The 15528-nt window shown below is 65.5% G+C and carries 14 protein-coding genes and 1 pseudogene; 14 read left to right on the top strand and 1 reads right to left on the bottom strand.

The window, feature by feature from the left end; all coding sequences use genetic code 11:
* Window positions 1–57: 57 nt before the first annotated feature.
* The gene (gene katG / locus J0J06_RS10770; protein WP_294041799.1) at window positions 58–2271 is read right to left on the bottom strand and encodes a catalase/peroxidase HPI; all 2214 of its coding nucleotides are present in this window, start codon (window positions 2269–2271) and stop codon (window positions 58–60) included.
* Between the two features lie 453 nt (window positions 2272–2724).
* On the opposite strand from katG, the gene J0J06_RS10765 reads away from it, so the two are divergent.
* From J0J06_RS10765 to J0J06_RS10700, 14 genes and pseudogenes are all read left to right on the top strand, one after another.
* Window positions 2725–3027, top strand: a complete 303-nt coding sequence (locus J0J06_RS10765; protein ID WP_294041797.1) for a hypothetical protein — start codon at window positions 2725–2727, stop codon at window positions 3025–3027.
* A gap of 2 nt (window positions 3028–3029) precedes the next feature.
* The gene (locus tag J0J06_RS10760) at window positions 3030–3716 is read left to right on the top strand and encodes a response regulator transcription factor (RefSeq protein ID WP_294041794.1); all 687 of its coding nucleotides are present in this window, start codon (window positions 3030–3032) and stop codon (window positions 3714–3716) included.
* Window positions 3709–5058, top strand: coding sequence for a HAMP domain-containing sensor histidine kinase (locus J0J06_RS10755; protein ID WP_294041792.1), 1350 nt, complete (start codon window positions 3709–3711; stop codon window positions 5056–5058). Before J0J06_RS10760 ends, J0J06_RS10755 begins: the two co-directional genes overlap by 8 nt.
* 67 nt (window positions 5059–5125) lie before the next feature.
* Window positions 5126–5836, top strand: coding sequence for a VIT1/CCC1 transporter family protein (locus tag J0J06_RS10750; protein ID WP_294042484.1), 711 nt, complete (start codon window positions 5126–5128; stop codon window positions 5834–5836).
* Window positions 5837–5944: 108 nt separating this feature from the next.
* Entirely contained in the window at window positions 5945–6793 is an 849-nt protein-coding gene (locus J0J06_RS10745; protein WP_294041790.1) for a cytochrome b, read from the top strand.
* 167 nt (window positions 6794–6960) lie between these two features.
* Window positions 6961–8145 carry a cyclopropane-fatty-acyl-phospholipid synthase family protein gene (locus tag J0J06_RS10740; protein WP_366931211.1) on the top strand — a complete coding sequence of 395 codons (1185 nt, stop codon included), beginning with the start codon at window positions 6961–6963 and terminating at the stop codon, window positions 8143–8145.
* Window positions 8146–8289: 144 nt separating this feature from the next.
* A complete protein-coding gene (locus J0J06_RS10735; RefSeq protein ID WP_294041788.1) occupies window positions 8290–8478 on the top strand; it encodes a hypothetical protein in 189 nt (62 codons plus the stop codon).
* Between the two features lie 237 nt (window positions 8479–8715).
* Window positions 8716–9798, top strand: coding sequence for a carbohydrate porin (locus J0J06_RS10730; protein WP_294041786.1), 1083 nt, complete (start codon window positions 8716–8718; stop codon window positions 9796–9798).
* Between the two features lie 60 nt (window positions 9799–9858).
* Entirely contained in the window at window positions 9859–11163 is a 1305-nt protein-coding gene (locus J0J06_RS10725; protein ID WP_294041784.1) for an NRAMP family divalent metal transporter, read from the top strand.
* A gap of 580 nt (window positions 11164–11743) precedes the next feature.
* Window positions 11744–13024, top strand: a complete 1281-nt coding sequence (locus J0J06_RS10720; protein WP_294042483.1) for a glycosyltransferase — start codon at window positions 11744–11746, stop codon at window positions 13022–13024.
* A 166-nt stretch (window positions 13025–13190) separates the two neighbouring features.
* Window positions 13191–13856, top strand: coding sequence for a cation transporter (locus J0J06_RS10715; protein WP_294041782.1), 666 nt, complete (start codon window positions 13191–13193; stop codon window positions 13854–13856).
* A gap of 10 nt (window positions 13857–13866) precedes the next feature.
* Window positions 13867–14553, top strand: a pseudogene (locus J0J06_RS10710) (transporter).
* Window positions 14554–14675: 122 nt separating this feature from the next.
* The gene (locus tag J0J06_RS10705; RefSeq protein ID WP_294041780.1) at window positions 14676–15041 is read left to right on the top strand and encodes a hypothetical protein; all 366 of its coding nucleotides are present in this window, start codon (window positions 14676–14678) and stop codon (window positions 15039–15041) included.
* A gap of 98 nt (window positions 15042–15139) precedes the next feature.
* Complete coding sequence (locus J0J06_RS10700) at window positions 15140–15430, top strand: hypothetical protein (RefSeq protein ID WP_294041779.1); 291 nt, start codon at window positions 15140–15142, stop codon at window positions 15428–15430.
* Window positions 15431–15528: the final 98 nt, after the last annotated feature.

Below are 15528 nucleotides of genomic sequence, written 5' to 3'. Positions count from 1 at the left end.
AACCTCGGGAGCCGCGGCCGTCACGCGCGCGCAAGGTTCGGGAGGGGACGGCTTCGACTATCTGGGTCGGAGATCATTGTTCATGACCTTGTTCCACGCGATGACGAAGTCCGTCACGAATTTCTGCTGGGCGTCGTCCTGGGCATAGACCTCGGCAACAGCGCGAAGTTCGGAGTTGGACCCGAAGATCAAGTCGACGGGCGACGCTGTCCATCGCATCCGACCCGAGGCGCGATCCCTGCCTTCGTAGAGCGCCGGGCTTGTCGTCGACTTCGTCCAGACGGTCCGCATGTCGAGCAGGTTGACGAAAAAGTCGTTGCTCAGCGTGCCCGGCCGGGTCGTCAGCACCCCGACGGACGAGTTGCCCGAATTGGCGCTCAACGCGCGCATTCCGCCGACCAGCACTGTCATCTCCGGAACCGACAGGTCGAGCAAATAAGCGCGCTCGACCAAGGCATCGGTCGGTGAAAGCCTGTCGGCTGGATCGTAATAATTGCGGAAGCCGTCGGCCGTGGGTTCCATCGCCGTATATCCGCTGATGTCGGTCTGCTCTTGCGTCGCATCTACCCGCCCGGCGACGAACGGCACATCGACCTTGAAACCGCGTTCTGCGGCCGCATGTTCGATCGCGGCGTCGCCGGCGAGGACGATCAAATCCGCGAGCGACACGTCCGGCCCGCCGTCGCGGTTGAAGTCCTGTCGGATGACCGCGAGCCGTTGCAGCACAGCCACGAGTTCTTGCGGAGAATTCGCGAGCCAGTGGATTTGCGGCTCGAGCCGCACGCGCCCGCCGTTCGCGCCACCCCGCATGTCGGTCTTGCGGTAGCTCGCGGCGGAGGCCCAAGCGGTCCTGATGAGCGCCGCGTCGCTGACCCCCGAATCGAGGACCATCCTCTTGATACGCTTGACCTCGGCGTCGCCTATGACCTTGCCGGGCGCTGCGGGGAGGGGATCCTGCCAGGAAAATTCCTGCGCCGGGATCTCGTTGCCGAGATAGAAACGTCGCGGGCCCATATCGCGGTGGATCAGCTTGAACCACGCCGCCGCCCAGGCCTTGTCGAACGCCGTCGGATCGTTCTTGTAGCGCAATGCGATCGCCCGATACGTGGGGTCCATCTTGAGCGCCAGATCGGTGGTGAACATCATCAACGGATGCTTCCTGGACGGGTCCGTGGCATCTGGCGTCATCGTGCTTGCCGACAGAACCTTGGGTCGCCACTGGCTGGCCCCGGCCGGGCTCTTCGTCAACACCCAGTCGTTATCGAACAGGTTCGACAGATACTCGTGGGTGAACTTGGCTGGCTGACTGGTCCAGGCGCCTTCCAGTCCCGAGCCCACCGCGTCAGCCCCTGTTCCCGTCCCGCACCCGCTTTCCCAGCCCAGGCCCTGCTTCTCGATACCGGCCGCGCTCGGCGCATCCCCGACGCACGTCTTGGGGCGGGCGCCGTGCGCCTTGCCGAACGTGTGCCCACCCGCGATCAGGGCGACAGTCTCCTCGTCGTTCATACCCATGTTGCCAAAGGTGGCGCGAATTTCCTTCGCGGCGGCAAGCGGGTCGGGCGTCCCGTTCGGGCCTTCCGGATTGACATAGATGAGTCCCATCTGCGACGCGGCTAGCGGCTTCTTGATGACGCCGGGCGCGGTGTGGCGCCGATCGGCCAGCATCTTCGTCTCAGGACCCCAGTAGGTCTGGTCCGCCTCCCACTCGTCGCGACGGCCGAAGGCGAAGCCGAGCGTCTTGAATCCCATCTGCTCGAGGGAGACGTTCCCGGTCAGCTCCATCAGATCAGACCAGCTGATCTTCGACCCGTATTTCTGCTTTATCGGCCAAAGCAGGCGCCGCGCCTTGTCGAGATTTACATTGTCGGGCCAGCTATTGAGCGGCTCGAAACGCTGTTGCGCCCCGCCGGCGCCACCCCGGCCGTCGGCCTGCCGATAGGTCCCGGCGCTGTGCCACGCCATTCGAATGAAGAACGGCCCATAGTTGCCATAGTCTGACGGCCACCAAGGCTGCGACGTCGTCAGAACCTTCCCGATGTCCTTCTTCAACGCCGCAACATCGAGCGTCTCGACCTGCCGCCGATAATCGTAGTCGCCGCCCATTGGATCTGACTTCGCAGCATCCTGGCGGAGCGGGCTGAGATCCAGCAGGTCGGGGAACCACTGCTGGTTGGTCTTGCCTTCGACCTGGGCCGAGACCGGGCTGGTGACGGCTAGCGCCAAGACTGCGGTCGAGCAGAGGATTGCGATGGTCAAGCGAGCCCTTGGCATGTCGATATCTCCAGTAGAGTAGAGGCAGATTGCTACGCGCTGGCACCGTTGCGAGCGGTTCCGGCGCGCAGTTCGCAGGGGCTTGGCTCTAGGTGCGACCAAGACCGCCTCCGCAGGGATTTCGCGAGTGAGAGGCGCCGGCCGGCCTCGGGGGGTGAGAGGCCGACCGACGCCTGCGGCTGGCGCCCGAACGGGGAGAGGCGCCAGCGCAGCCTGATTGCCGTGTTCCTTGCGGCATGAACACATCGTCGGGCGTCTGCCGTTCGCGCAAGACCATTGCAGAACTCCCTGCCGCCCGAACAGCGACGTCCGTCCTATCGGCCTCAGTTCTGACGCGAACCTGACGAACCGCTGCAGCGCCTGTTTTTACTGGGCTCGCTCAACCGTCAGGTTTTGGTCAGATAATGCTGTCAGCGCGACAGCGGTGTGCGATCACGCCCTCGAAGGAAGCTGATGCCTAACTATCCTCGCGGCGCGAACGATCTTCACCACGGTGGCTACGGTCCTCTTGAGCCGGCCAGTGGCGTTGTGGCCGGGGGGTTGTCGCAGACGCCGCATCCCGACGCGACGACCGGAGGCCTTGCGTTGCGGGGCGGTGACGAGACGCCCAAGCCGCTCCGGATGCGGATAGGTAGTGGCGTCGCGACGACTTCGCTCGGCGTCGGCCGCACCGACCTCGACGATCAACGCCTGCACGGATCTCCCAAGTCGTCCGCCAATGGCCTACAAGCGGCCCTCCACTGGAACCCACGGTAGCCATGCGCCTGCTGCTCATTGAGGACAATGCGAGGCTTGCCAGCTTGATCCGCGAGGGACTGGATCGGCAAGGCTTCGCCGTCGATTGGTATGAAACGATCGAAGGAGCGGAACTGGCGTTGAAAATCGCCGTCTACGACCTCATGCTGCTCGATCTGGGCTTGCCCGACGGCGACGGGCTCAACTTGGTCCGCAACGTGCGACAGCAGAAAAATGCCGTCCCGATCCTTGTTCTGACGGCGCGGGGTGGCCTCGACGACCGGGTGAACGGGCTCGATGCCGGCGCCGACGACTATCTGGTCAAACCGTTCCAAATTCCCGAGCTGGCGGCGCGATGCCGCGCCTTGCTGCGCCGTCCGGGTGCCTCGCTCGGTGTCCAATTGGCCGCGGGAAACGTATTGTTCGATTCGACCGTCCGGTCGGTTGTCATCGCCGGCCGACCAGTCGAGGCCTCGCCGCGGGAAGTCGATCTGCTCGAGGCGCTGCTTCGGCGTGCGGGAATGGTCGTCGCCAAGCCGACGCTGGAAAACGCTCTCTACTCCATGGATGCCGAGGTGACGCCCAATGCGCTGGAGGCGTCAGTCTCGCGGCTGCGTAAACGGCTGGCGGCAGCGGGCGCGGACGTAAGGGTTCGCACGGTCCACGGTGTGGGTTACGCGCTCTTCGCGCCGACGCCCGCCGATGGTTGAGCCGGTCCCCAGCGCGCGTGGCGGCGGGCCGACGCTATTTCGCCAGATCGCGACTCGGCTGGCGCTCTTCACGCTGCTGTTCGCCGGGCTCGACGTGGCTATCGTCGTGGTGACCTACAGCCGCCAACCCGAGGCGCTCGCCGAGGAGCTTCTGACCCTGGAAGCGTCGAAGGCAGGGGCCGGGGCGGCACTGCCTGCGGAGCTCCACGCCGGACCGCCGGGCGCCATGCAATGGTCGGCACGCTATGTCGAGCCAGACGCCCCCGAACTCCAGCCTACGATGCCGGGAACCCCGCGCGACGGTGCGTCGCCATTGGTGGATTGGACGCGGCGAGAAACGGCACCCCGCGGCTATCGCATCTCAGGCGTGCGCGCGGTCGACGACGGGGGCAAGCGACGGTGGCTCGCAATGCAATTCGAGGCGGATGGCATCCGGCCCTACATCCCCGTCATCGTGAACGAAATCGTCCAGCACGTGCTTCTCCCGCTGATCCCGCTGTCGCTCCTTCTCCTCCTCTTCAACGTCTTCGCGGTCCGTCGCGTGCTCCAGCCATTGCGGCGCGCCGAGCTCGAGGTCGATGCGCTGGATCCCGGCAACGCCGTCATGCGGCTTTCCGAACCGCTCGCGCCCCGCGAGGTCAACACGCTCGTGCGCGCCGTGAACCGCGCGTTGGCGCGGCTGGACCGAACTCTGGCGATACTGCGCGGCTTCACCGCGAACGCCGCGCACGAGTTGCGCACCCCGCTGTCCATCATGCAATTATCGCTCGACCGGCTGCCCGCGGGCAAGGTCCGGGATGATCTGCAGGCAGACGCGCGATACTTGACCAGGCTCGTCGAACAGATGCTCGACCTGGCCCAAGCCGACGCGCTCGCCAGCGCGGGGCACAATCCGTTCGACCTGGCCGACGTCGGACGCGAGGTCGTGGCCGCCATGGCGCCCAAGGCGTTTGCGGAGCACCGCGAGCTTCGGTTCGAAAGCAGGGGCGATACGCAGACGGTCGGTCATGCCGAAGCGGTGTTCCGCATCTATCGCAACCTGATCGACAACGCCCTCAAGCACGCACCGGGCACGACGCCGGTTGACGTGACGGCCGGCCCGGGACCGCAGCTTTCGGTTCGCGACTACGGCATCGGCATCGCGGCCGAGGACATGCCGCACCTGTTCGAGCGATTCTGGCGAAGGGATCGGCGTGCGTCGGACGGCGCCGGCCTCGGTCTGGGGATCGTCCAACGGCTCGTCGAAGCACATGGCGGCACGATCTCGGTCGAGAATGCCCAGGGCGGCGGTGCGAAATTCACCGTGCGCCTTCCGTCCACAGGTGCTTGGCAATCGGGATAGCCCGACGCCCAGCGCAGGAGTGCCGGCCCTGCGCCCATCATTCTCGAAGGAAAGCTCAAAGTTGGATATGCCCACATCACATTCGGCGGCTCATGGCGAGGCGCATTTCCTGACGCGCATCGGATGGTTGCGAGCTGCAGTCCTCGGCGCAAACGATGGCCTGCTCTCCACCTCGAGCCTGATGGTTGGCGTGGCGGCGGCCGCTGCGGCACCGGGCCAGATCATTCTCACCGGTGTCGCCGGGATCGCGGCAGGCGCGATGGCGATGGCCGCCGGCGAATACGTGTCGGTCAGCTCCCAGGCGGACTCGGAGAACGCGGACATCGAGCGCGAACGTCGCGAGCATCTCGCAGATCCGGAATATGAGCGGCGCGAGCTGGTCGCGATCTACGTCGATCGCGGCTTGCCACATCCCTTGGCCGAGCAGGTCGCGGACGCCCTGTCCGAAAACGGAGCGCTCGAGGCACATCTTCGCGACGAATTGGGTATCAGCGATCACAGCATCGCTCGGCCGGCCCAAGCGGCAATCGCTTCGGCGGCGTCGTTCGTCACTGGCGGGATCGTCCCCCTTCTGACTGTCCTCCTCGTCGCAGAGGCGAGCGCAATCTGGGCAATTTCCGCCGTCGCGATCTTCGCGCTGGCACTCTTGGGTGCGGCCGGCGCCAAAGCTGGCGGCGCACCGCTTGCCGCCGCGATCGTGCGCGTCGTCCTGTTCGGCTCACTGGCGATGGCAACGACCGCAGGCGTCGGACGCATCTTTCATGTCGCCGCGGGCTAGCATCCTCCGAAAGAGCAGGACGAGAACGACGTGTTCCACGATAACCAGTTTCCGGGGCCGTCCCGTAAGCGAAGACATGCAATGCTTCGGCCGGTCTGGATCCCGATCATGGCTGCGATCCTTGGCGGAAGCCTAGTCGTCGCCGGGCTGTCCGGGGTGGATCCGCACAAGCTGTCTGCGGGGAGCATCGCGCTATCCGTCCTCGCGATTTGCTATGCGCTGTTCGTCCTCGCCCGGTCACGAGCACGCTTCGACAGAATCAGCGCAAAGCTCGATGCGATCATCGCCGACACAAGCGGCGGAACGGCGGAAGCCCTGAGAACGACGTCCGACCAGAATGATCCGGCTGCTCGATTGCCGCTGAGAAAGGGATCTACGATGAGCAGGAAGCGAGATGAGACCGGCATTGCACTGGCGCGACCAGCGGCATCGCGGCCTGACGACCGTTACACAGCAACGGCGCGCCTGTTCCACTGGACCGTCGTTGCCCTCATAGTCGCACAGTTCGCCATCGCGTGGACGATGCCGGACATAGGGCGAAATACCAGTCCGACCGGGTTGGTCGGATGGCACCTTTCAATCGGCGCAACGATTCTGGTCATCGCGTTGGCACGCCTGGGTTGGCGGATGTTGCATCCGGCACCGCCGGCCCCGAGCGACCTTCCCGTCATCCTGGCGCATACGTCCCGGCTCACGCATGCCGGCCTCTATCTGCTGCTGATCGCGCTTCCCATCATGGGCTGGGCGAATGCGAACGCGCGCGGCTGGGACGTCTCGCTGTTCGGCGCGATCCCGCTTCCGCGGCTGGTGCCGACCGGCGCAGCTTTCGGTCGTTCGATGGGCGACGTGCATGCCACGACGGCCATCATACTGCTCGTCCTGATCGGCTTGCACGTCGTGGGGGCGCTGTATCACGCGCTGATCCTTCGCGACCGGACGCTCCAGCGCATGCTGTGACGTGCCGGCGCGGCGTCGAAAACTCACCCAATCTCTTGTGTAGGAATCTGCGTTGCTCTTGCTCGATCGCCTGTTGACCAAGCTCATAAAATCCGGCCCGCTTTCGGTCATCGACAGCAAAGGGCCGCGTGCGGCGTTACGGCAACGCAAGCCCGGTCACTGTGCCGGTGACCATCCGTCTCGTGGATCGCATCACGCCCTGGCGGATCGCGGCGAACCCGGTGAAAGGGGCGGGCGAGGCCTACATGGACGGACGCCTCGTGATCGAGGACGGCGACATCCAGTCCTTCCTCGATCTGATCGGCCACAACGCCCGATGGGATGCCGACAATCCGACAAGGGTCGCGCTGTGGCGCGCCCAACGGATCGGGTCGAAGCTCGATGTCTGGAACTGGCAGCGGCGGTCTAAGCGCAACGTCGCCCATCACTATGATCTGTCGGGGTCGCTCTACGACCTCTTTCTCGACCAGGATCGTCAATATAGCTGCGCCTATTTCCAGCGTGCCGACACCTCCCTCGAGCAAGCTCAATTCGACAAGAAGGCGCATATCGCCGCGAAACTTTCGCTGGAGCCTGGGCAGCGCGTGCTGGACATCGGCTGCGGGTGGGGTGGCATGGCGCTCTACCTGCACGAGGTCGCCGATGTGGACGTTCTCGGCATCACGCTGTCCGAGGAACAGCTGAAAATCGCTCGCGCACGCGCGGCGGCAGCTGGCGTCGCGGACCGCGTGCAGTTCGAACTGATGGACTATCGGAACGTCACCGGCCGGTTCGATCGCATCGTGTCCGTCGGCATGTTCGAGCACGTCGGCCCACCCCACTACCGCACCTTCTTCAGGAAGTGCTGCGACCTCCTCACGCCGGACGGGGTCATGCTCCTCCACACGATCGGCCGTGCCGACGGACCCGGCGCAACCGATCCGTGGCTCGCGAAATACATCTTCCCCGGTGGCTACGTCCCCGCGCTCAGCCAAATCGTTCCGGAGATCGAGAGATCATACTTGTGGCTGACCGACCTCGAGGTGCTGCGGCTTCACTACGCATACACGCTGGAAGCATGGCTCGACCGTGTGAATCGCAATCGCGCGGCGATCGTCGCTCTATACGACGAGCGGTTCGTTCGGATGTGGCAGTTCTACCTCGCCGCATCGATCAGCGCGTTTCGTCACGACGGGCATTGCGTTCATCAGCTTCAGCTCACGCGGAAGCGGGACGCGGTGCCGATCGTCCGGGACTATATGCTCGCCGGCGAGCGAGCGTTGAACGCAAGCGGTCCGGAAGCGAGCACGAACGTGGCCGGCAAAGATTCGTGGCGCAACGAGGCGGCTAAGGACCCCACCCATGCTTCCTGAGCGATCATTGGGAAAATATAATGTTGGCCGCACACCGCCGCCACACCGTGGCGTGGCTGGGCCGCCGTGCCCGCCTTGCCTTGGCTCAGTGCCTTCCGGCCAGCGCAACGGTATGGCCGCCCTGTCGCGTGTTCCGAGGCTGCCATGCCGTTCACCATTGTCCTGCTGAATGACACCACCGAGTTGGGGTCGATCCCGCGCGGTGAGAGCCTGAGGGAAGCGACCGCCTATGCGCTGAGCCGTTTCGCGGTCGAACGCGTGCGTCACCAGGCAACCGAAGTCCAGGTCCGCAACGAGTTCGGCGACATCCTGTTTCGTCACAAGCCGGAATAGCTGGCCTTGATCCTAAATCCGGCCTCGCGGCGTGCGCTTGACGGGCCCGGCGTTGACGTGGGTATTGTCGACTGGCGCTCGCTCGGTTGCTCCAGCTGGTCGTGCGTCGCTGCCTTCGCTGTCGGGTTCGCATTTCCCGCAACCGCCAAGGCGCAAGACGCACCGCCCTCCCTGACCCTCGCTGTGCGGGATACTGCTGATCTGTGGATTGTGACGAGCGGCAGCGATCCCGGAACCGTGGGTCTGAACAAGCTACAGCTATCCGCAACGCTGAACGGCGACCGCGCTGGTTTCACAGGCTGGAGCCTCCATGGCCAAGTGTTTCGCGCCGATGGCGGCAGTCTGAGCGCTCGCCTTGGCGATATCCAGACCGCCGACAACATCGAGACCGCGCCGGTCACGCGGCTGTTCGAGGCCTGGCTACAAAAATCGTTAGGCACGGGCGATCGCACGCTCGCGCTCCGTGCGGGACTCCTGGATTACAACGCCGACTTCGACTCGCTTGATACGGCCAGCCTGTTCCTGAATTCATCCCACGGCATCGGCGCGGATGTCGCGCGCAGTGGTCGTAACGGGCCCTCGATCTTCCCGGTAAGCGCTTTCGGCGTGAGGGCGGCGTTCTCGCCCTCGGCGACATGGACCTTCCGGTTGGCCGTCTTCGACGGCGTGCCGGGCGACCCGGCAGACCCACGTCGGTTCGTGACCGTCCGGTTGCGGCCCGGCGATGGCGCGCTCATCTCGTCCCAGGTCGATTATCACCTTTCGGACAAGGCACGGATCGCGCTCGGCGCGTGGCAATACTCGCGCCCGCTGCCACAAGTCGCGCAACCGACAACGTCGGCGCTCGATCACGGCATCTATGCGGCGATCGAAGGGCCCTTGCCCGGACAGGACAAGATCAGCGGCTGGCTTCGTATCGGCTACGCCGCCGGGAACGTGCAACCGATCAGGAGCTATTTCGGGGCAGGCGTCGTGGTCAAGGCGCCCTTGCCCCGTCGACCTGACGATCGCCTCGGCTTCGCCTTGGCGCGCGCGAGCGTGAGCGCCGACAATGCGGGCTTGCCCCTTGTCGGCGCGGAAACCAGCCTCGAGGCGACGTATCAATTCAAGGTGAGCGACGGCTTGGCACTCCAGCCCGAAAGCCAATACATCTTCCGTCCGTCCGGCCGGTCCGACGCGCGTGGTGGGTTCGCGTTTGGACTGCGCCTCATCTTCACGGCCGGCTATCCGCGCAAGGCACCCGCCACGCAATCCAGCGATCCGACCGTTCCCCCGGACGGTCCGCAGCCGCCAGACCAGTCTTCGGACAAACCGTCGTGAAGCCAGGAACATCGAGGCGCACCCCGGCGCCTGAAGTCTTGCTAATTCTCGGAGCACAGCATGGTTGACGAAGCAGCGGCGACGGACGCGCCCGATGCGATCAAACGGCCCACGCGACCCAAGCTGCTGGAGGTCTTGGGTCCGGGACTGATCACCGGCGCTTCCGACGACGACCCGAGCGGGATTGCGACCTATTCCCAGGCAGGAGCCCAGTTCGGCTACGGCCTGGGCTGGGTGATGCTGTTCAGCTGGCCGCTGATGTGCGCGATCCAGGAAATCAGCGCGCGGATCGGCCGCGTTACGGGACGCGGAATAGCTGGCAACCTTTATCGTCACTACCCAGCGCCCATCGTATACGCGCTCGTCTTCCTGTTGGTCGTCGCGAACACCATCAACCTGGGCGCGGATCTGGGGGCGATGGCAGCCGCGCTCAAACTCCTGATCGGTGGGCCGCAGCTTCTGTATGTCGCGGCGTTCGCGGTTGTCTCACTGCTGTTGGAAGTGTTCGTCCGCTACTCGCGGTATGTGTCGGTGCTGAAATGGCTGACCATCTCGCTGTTCGCCTATGTCGGCGTCGCGTTGGTCTCGCACATTCCCTGGGGCACGGTGGCCAAGGCGCTCGTGGTCCCGACCCTGTCCTCCGACCCAAAATATTTGACGGTGATCGTCGCCATCCTGGGGACGACGATCAGTCCGTATCTGTTCTTCTGGCAATCCGAGGCGGAGGTCGAGGAGATCAAGGAAACAACGGGCGCAAGGCCGCTCGAGAAAGCGCCGGAGCAAGCGCCGACTGAACTCAAGCGCATCCGTTTTGACACGCTGATCGGCATGGGCCTCTCCAATCTCGTGGCATTGTTCATCATATTGACGACCGCAGCCACACTCCACGCCCACAATGTGACCGACATCCAGACTTCCGCGCAGGCAGCCGAGGCGCTCAGGCCAATCGCCGGACAATTCGCCTTCCTCGTATTCGCGCTCGGGATCATCGGCACCGGTCTGCTGGCGCTCCCGGTCCTCGCCGGTTCGGCGGCTTACGCGCTTGGCGAGACTTTCGGGTGGCACGTCGGGCTCTCGCGCACCTTGACGAGGGCGAAGGGGTTCTATGGCGCGATCGCCGCCGCCACCGTCATCGGCGGCCTCATCAACTTCACGCCCATCGATCCCATAAAGGCGCTGTTCTGGAGCGCCGTGATCAACGGGGTCGTTGCCGCCCCGGTCATGTTCATGATGATGCTGCTCTCCTCGAACCGCGAGGCGATGGGGGAGTTCCCACTGCCGACCGTCCTCAGGGCCATCGGATGGATTGCGACCGCGGTGATGGCTGCGGCGGCGGTCGGCATGTTCGCGACCTGGAACGCGTAGAGAGCCGGTGTCGGGTCGTAGGATCGATGGGGTCGGTGGGCGGCGGGCGGTCTCCGCAGTTCGCGTGACGCCCACCGTTCCCAAGGCGGGAGTTCGCGCCGTCACGCCCTGACCTCAACCCGACGGGATAGGCCGTGATCGGCCGGCGCGCCCGAATTTCCACCTGCCGCTCCACGGGGAGCAACTCGCCGGACCCGTTATTCTCACCCTTCCGGCGGCTCCAGCATGCGGAAACCTGACGCGGCGGCGTCATGGGATACGAATGGGGAAGGCTCCGATTGTCTGCCGCGAGATCCTAACGCGCATATCCCGATGCCGGCGGCGTCGCGGCCTCCGATTCCCCGACCTTCTGCCTGCACCGCTGCTGGACCGAGACGGGCCATTCGCGAGCTTGAGGGGCCCGACGGTGGACGGCGCCCCATCCTCGAATATCATCCGGCCGTCCTCCACAGTTTCCATCAGTGAGCCTGCTTCCGTTGGCTTCGCGGAGGCACCTTAGAAAATGGCCCCGCCATCCTCCGCTGCCAGCCGCACCCAGCCGACAAGAGCGGGGTTCGGTGCACAAAGCGGAACGCGTCGAATCATCCTCGCGACCGTCGGCACCCAGGGTGATCTTCACCCGTTCATCGCTATCGGGAAAGCCTTGCAGAGCCGTGGCTTCGTTCCGATCCTCGCCGTGGCAGACGATCAGGTCGGAAAGTGCCGCCGTGCTGGGCTGGACGCGGTCTCCATCCTGCCCGGATTCGAGGTGACGGCGAAACACATGGGGTTAAGCCATGAGGACGCGGTCCGCCGCATCATGGGAAACCAGCGTGTGATGCTCGAGCAGGTGCTGCTTCGCGACTTGTCGACATGTGCCGCCGCGCTGGACTCTGCGTCAACGGACGTCGCAGCAATCGTCGCCTCGATCTTCGTCATCGCGGCGCCGATCGTGGCCGAGAAGAGGGACGTGCCGCTGGTTTCGGTCATACTCCAGCCGATGGCCATGCTGTCGGCGTTCGACGCCCCCCGCACCCCGGATTTCTGGATGATGCTCCATCACCCCGTCGGCGCGGTTTCCGCGCGCTGGAATCGGGCGGCCTACGCGACGCTCCGCTGGCTGCTCGACCGCCTTTACGGCCGCCGGATCGATCGCGTCCGCGCAGAGCATGGCCTGCCGCCGGCCGGCGCTCGCAATCTGCTGGATCCTCCAAAGCACGCGCGGCTGCGGCTGGGATGCTATTCGGCGCAGCTAGCCCAATTGCCCCCGGATGCCGCCGCCGCGACTCGCATCGTCGGCTTCCCGCTGTTCGACAGCGAAAGCGGTGCTCCGGAGATGCTCGAACCGACGGTGAAGGAATTCCTGGCCGCCGGCGCACCGCCGTTGATCTTCACGCTCGGCACCTTCGCGGTCGACGGGGCAGGTAGTTTCTACGAAACGGCGGCTCAAATCGCACGGCATATGGGGATGCGGGCGATCCTGCTTGTCGGCGGGACCGAGCCGGTCGGCGTGCATGCCGACGTGCTACGCATTGGCTACGCTCCGCACTCGCTCCTATTCTCGCGCTCGGCGGCCATCGTCCATCACGGCGGCGTTGGAACGACGGGGCAGGCACTTAGAGCCGGCAGGCCGCAACTGATCGTGCCCCACATGGGCGATCAGCACGACCATGCACACCGCATCATGCGATTGGGGGCAGGGCTGCGGTTGCACCGGCGCCGCTTCACGCTGTCGCGGGCGGCTAAGCTGATCGAAACCCTGCTAAGCGAGCCGTCATATCGCTTCGTCGCCGAACGCATCGCCCGCGACATGACGGAGGAACACGGCGCGGAGGCCGCGGCGGATGCGATCATCCGGGCGATAGGCGAACCGCGTGCGTAGCGTCATTCCACTGCCATCTCACACTAACCACAACTGTTCCGCTGGTAACGATCGTGGGGTTTCCGCCCCGACAACCCGGTCGGTCTGGCCCAGCCAGATAGCACTTGACCCTATAGCAGCTACAGGGTGCATTGCGGCGACATGACTTCGAGACGAGCCGACCACCATGGTCTGTAGCAGTTGCCCGACCGATGCTCCCTCCCGTCCGGATCCACGCTGGCGCCGCGTGCTGTGGATCGCGCTCGGGATAAACCTTGCGATGTTCGCCGGCGAGATATTCGCCGGCATCGCGTCCGGATCGCGCTCGCTCCAGGCAGACGCGCTCGACTTCCTCGGCGATGCAGCGAACTACGCGATCAGCCTCGGCGTCGCCGGTCTGGCGCTGCGCTGGCGATCGCGAGCCGCGCTGCTGAAGGGCGGGACCATCCTCGCGTTTGGGCTCTACGTGCTGGTCACGACAGTCATCGCCGCGTTCGGGACCCGAGTGCCGCAGGGCGAGACAATGGGCGTCGTCGGCATTTTGGCCCTCGCTGCCAACGGCGTCGTCGCGCTGATGTTGTTCCGCTACCGCACGGGCGACGCGAACATGCGCTCGGTCTGGATCTGCTCGCGCAACGACGCGATCGGCAACCTCGCCGTGGTCGCGGCGGCCGCCGGGGTGCTGGGCACCGGCACGCAGTGGCCCGATCTCGCCGTCGCAGCGATCATGGCTGCGCTTGGCGTGTCGGGTGGACTGCAGATCCTCCTGCAGGCGAACGAGGAACTGAGGTCGGAGAGGGAAAAGTGCGATCTCGGCGCGACTTCCACGCTGCCGAATATCGTGACCGAATAGCGGTTCCGGCATGCTGGCACTGACCTACACCGTATTTCCCCTACTTGCGGTCCTCATAGGGGCGGTCGTCGCGGTGCTCCAACCACCGGGCCCGAAGCTGTCGAGCGCGATCCAGCATCTCGCGGCCGGGGGTGGTCTTCGCCGCCGCTGCAGCCGAGATCCTGCCGCAGGTCGTCCACGGTGGATCGCCGGCCGCGACGCTGATCGGGGGCGCCGCCGGCGTGGCGGCGATGCTGTCGCTGAAGTCGCTCGAGGGCCGCTTCGAAGGACCGCTCGGCATGCTCGGCGCGGTCGGCACCGACATCCTGATCGACGGACTGGTGCTCGGGCTGGCGTTCATCGCGGGGGCCAAGGCCGGCATCCTCCTGACGGTCGCGCTGACGCTCGAGGTGCTGTTCCTCGGCGTGACCGTGACCGAGGAACTGGGGGAGACGGTTCGCTCTAAGGCCCGGATCGTCGCCACCACCGCAGGCCTCGGGCTGCTTCTGCCGGCCGGCGTGCTGCTGGCGACGCCCATCGCAGGCTTCCCGCCCGCGGTCATCGCCGGGTTTCTCAGCTTCGGGTTGATCGCGCTGCTCAACTGGTGACCGAGGAGCTGCTGGTCGAGGCGCACGCCAAGCCCGACAGCCCCCTCATCAGCGCTATGTTCTTCGTCGGCTTCCTCGGCCTGCTCCTGCTTGAGGAAGTGATGGGCTGAGATCATAACGCCTGCGAATAGCATCCGCGACCCGATCATGCCTGTAACCGGCCGGGGTCGTCGCGCGAACGACTAAGCAGGGTCCGATTGACAGCCCTGACCGAACACCACAGGATGATGACGTGAAGCGCATCGCCACCCTGCTTCTCCTGCTGGGAGTGATCGTCGGTCTCGCCGGCCGGCCGGTGCAGGCGGCGACACCGCCCATGGCCGCGATGAGCATGGCGAAGATGTCGCAGGCCGACATGGCGGCGATGCCCGACTGCATGGCCAAGATGTCGAAGGACGCCGAGCACAAGCCGTGCAAGTGCGGCATGGGTGGATGCATCGCGATGATGGCCTCGGGCGTCAGCTTCATGCTCGCTGACGGAATGTCAGCGATCGCGCCTACCGCCTCGAGTAAGCGGACGGATCGTCCATCACCCATAGCGGCGCTGCGAGGCAGATCGACCGCACCGGAACCCGAGCCGCCCACACTCCTTGGTTGAACCGAACGGCGCCGGAATGCGCCCCGCCGCGTCGTGCCCAGCACGCGCCGCGGGGTGACCGTCCGACGCCCCACCGCGTCAAAACCAAGGAAATCACCATGAACATCTACCTCCGCGCCGCCGCGATGGCGGCCGCGCTCGCCTCGTCCGCCTCGGCCATTCCGGCCTTCGCCGACACGACCTCCGCTTCGCAGACCCGCCACTTCGAGTGGCGAACCCAACCGTCCTACGGTCCCCGCGCGCCCACGCGAGCGCCGGTCCGTGTGTGGGTCGATGGCGACCGGCCGATGGCCGCAGGTTGCGACTGCCCGATGATGCGCGGCACCCAAGCGCCGGCGTCCGCCTGCATGGGCATGTCCGCGAATGATCGCGCCGACCCAAGAGGCTGAACGGGCCGCCGACGCGGGGGTGCTGCCGGTGGTCGATCCATCGCCCGCACCTCCGCGCGGAGGACGCCCGTGCACTTCCCATCCACCGGGAGACCGTG

The organism is Sphingomonas sp., from assembly GCF_017304615.1.
GTDB lineage: Bacteria > Pseudomonadota > Alphaproteobacteria > Sphingomonadales > Sphingomonadaceae > Sphingomonas.
This window is presented reverse-complemented; position numbering and strand designations above follow the sequence as displayed.